At 44.5% G+C, this 3,257-nt stretch carries 2 protein-coding genes; both read left to right on the top strand.

What is annotated here, in order from left to right; genetic code table 11:
• The coding region (locus NTU69_07855) for a PAS domain-containing protein (protein ID MCX5803427.1) at positions 1-1,170 on the top strand (1,170 nt) is incomplete at its 5' end.
• A 14-nt stretch (positions 1,171-1,184) separates the two neighbouring features.
• Positions 1,185-3,173 (top strand): PAS domain S-box protein, encoded by a 1,989-nt coding sequence (locus NTU69_07850; GenBank protein MCX5803426.1) that lies wholly within the window; start codon positions 1,185-1,187, stop codon positions 3,171-3,173.
• Positions 3,174-3,257 lie beyond the last annotated feature (84 nt).

Raw genomic sequence — 3,257 nt, 5'->3', positions numbered from 1 at the left:
GACATCACCGAGCGAAAGCAGGCAGAGAAGCAATTACATAATGAAAAAGAAAGGTTTTTCACCCTCTCAAAAAATGCTCCTTTTGGAATGATAATGATAGATAAAGATGGAAATTTTATCTATGTCAATTCAAAGTTCAAAGAACTATTAGGTTATGACCTGAATGATATCCCTGATGGAAGAACATGGTTTCGAAAGGCATACCCTGACCCTGAATACAGGCATACCGTGGTCTCGGCATGGATAGACGATTTGAAAGAAAGAAAAGTAGGTGAAAAAAGGCCACGAGAGTTCATTATTACCTGCAAGGATGGAACCAAAAAGATAATCGAGTTTATTTCTGTAAAACTGGAAACTGGTGAATACATTACGAGTTGCGAGGACATCACCTTCCGCAAGCGGGCAGAGGAGATTCTCCTGAATGAAAAAGAGAAATTCCTTACCCTGTTGGATAATGCTCCCTTTGGAATGGTCATGATCTCACAAAATGGAACAATTACTTATACCAACCAGAAATTCGAGGAGATATTCGGCTACGAACCAAAGGACATTCCCAATGGGAGAACATGGTTCAGGAAGGCATACCCGGATACGACCTATCGACATGAAGTCATATCAGCATGGATAAACGATCTGGAAGAGGGCAGAGTTGGAGAACAAAGACCGAGGGTGTTTACAGCAACGTGTAAAGACGGGTCAACGAAGATAATCAATTTTATCCCTGTCATGTTAGCAACCGGTGATAACCTCATGGCGTGCGAAGACATCACTGGCCGCAAGAAGGCAGAGGAGGCGGTGAATGAGGAGCGATTAAAACTTCGTAAATTCTTCGATAACCTGCCAGTTCTGGCTTATAATATCTCACTGGATGGGAAGATCATGGACTGCAACCCGGTGACGATCAAAACGCTGGGGTATGAGAGCAAAGAGGAAGTGATAGGCAAGGTGCTGGTTGATACGATTTATGCGCCATCTTCTCGCCAGAAGGCCAGCCAGCTTTTTGAGAGGTGGAAAAAGGAAGGAAAACTCAAGAACGAGGAGATACAGATAATCACCAGGCAGGGGAAGATACTGGATGTCCTGCTGAACGTGGATACGATCTATGACATGAATGGGAATCCTCTCCCCAAGGCAGAGTCATCGACGCCAACAAGGAATATATCCGGCTAACGGGCTATGGCGCGCTGGAGGAGATCCTCGGCCGAGGCGTGGTTGAATGGACCGCCCCATATGACCTGGAGCGAAATGCCGCCGAAGTGAAGAGGTGTGTCAAGCAGGGCTATGTTAGAAATCTGGAAATCGACTACGTAAACCGGAGTGGACAAATCACTCCCATTGAGCTCAACGCGACCGTCCTGGGCAGCGGAGACTCCGCCAGGATCTTGTCACTGTGCCGCGACATCACGGACCGCAGGCGGACAGAGCAAAAACTTAAGGAGAGCGAAGAAAAATACCGTAATATCTTCGAGCATGCTGTTGAAGGTATATTCCAGAGCACACCTGAAGGAAAATTCCTCAGTGTAAACTTTGCAATGGCAAAGATGTATGGTTACACCTCTCCCGAAGAAATGGTCAACTCTATCACCGACATTGGCACGCAATACTACGTGGACCCGAAACGCCGTATAGAGTTCAGACACCTACTTGATACACAGGATATTGTAGAAGGATTTGAGCTTGAAGCATACCGTAAAGATGGAAGTAAAATATGGGTTTCAGAAAACGTCAGGGCTGTTCAAGACGGAGAAGGTAAGCTCCTCTACTACGAAGGAACCATTGAAGACATCACCGAGCAGAAACAAGCAATAGAAAATTTAAGGACCTTAGAAGAGTTAGAATCCTCAGTCTTGTCTGCCATTCCCCACGCAGTCATTGGGTTGAAGGAACGTAAAATTATCTTTGCCAATAATGCGGTGGAGACTGTTTTTGGCTGGAAGCCTGAGGAGTTGATCGGGAAGAATACAAGAGTTCTTTACAGGACTGAGGAGGAATACAAAGAAATAGGCAAACACTTCTATCCTGTTCTTGAGAAACAACAGACATACAGTGAAGATTTCCCCTGTCGTCGCAAAGACGGGAAAGATATGTTGTGCAGGGTAAGTACTTCAAGAATTGGAGAGAGCTTAAAGGAGAGGCAAATTGTAGTTATGTATGAAGACATCACCGAGCAGAAACAAGCGCAGATGTTGCTCCATGAAAGCGAGGAAAAATACCGTAGCATTGTCGAGTATGCTGTGGAGGGGATATACCAGACCACACGTGGTGGCCAGCTCATTGTGGCAAATAAATCCTTCCTCCAGATGCTTGGATATGATTCCTTTGAAGAACTCACAGAGAGCATTCGAGATATTGGAAAGCAACTCTACGTTGAATTAGGGCAACGGGAAGAGCTTATGCGAATGCTGGACAAACAAAATGTCGTATCAGGATTTGAAACCCAGCTCTATCGAAAAGATGGGAGCACAATGTGGGTTTCTTTTAAGGTGAGGACTGTCAGGGATAGTAAGGGTAATATGCTCTATAATGAAGGCACAATGGAAGATATAACATACAGGAAACAGGCTGAGGAATCTATCAGACAAAATATGGATAGATTGAGAAAGGCAATAGGCGGAACCATTGATGTCATTGCAATGGCGGTCGAAGTGAGAGATCCATACACATCAGGTCATCAGAGAAGGGTATCAAGCCTCGGCCGTTCAATCGCAAAAGAAATGGACCTCTCTCAAGAAGTGACTGACGGTATCCGTATGGCAGGGGTTATCCACGACTTAGGAAAAATATCAATACCCGCAGAAATATTAAGCATGCCCCGCAAACTCACAGAACTTGAGTTTGGTCTTATAAAAACTCATCCACAGATCGGCTATGATATGCTAAAAGACATAGAATTCCCTTACCCTATCGCCCAGATGGTACTCCAGCACCATGAGAGATTAGATGGTTCTGGTTACCCCCAGGGCCTGAAGAACGAAGATATCATACTCGAAGCTAAGATTTTAGCGGTTGCCGATGTCGTTGAGGCCATTGCATCACACAGACCATACAGACCTGCATTGGGCATGGATATAGCTCTAAAAGAAATCATACAAAACAAGGGCATTCTCTATGATCCTCAAGTTGTTGAAGTATGTGTGAAACTGTTTAAAAATAATGGGTTTAAATTTGAATAGTTCATTCACAATAGTTTACGGTTAGCAAGAGCCTATTGCCTGTAAGGGGGATAGATTATGGGTAACAAGAATAAAACGAAAGAG

The sequence above is a fragment of the Pseudomonadota bacterium genome (assembly GCA_026388215.1).
Classification (GTDB): domain Bacteria; phylum Desulfobacterota; class Syntrophorhabdia; order Syntrophorhabdales; family Syntrophorhabdaceae; genus JAPLKF01.
Note: the sequence above shows the minus strand (reverse complement) of the source record. Positions and strands in the feature narration are given on the sequence as shown.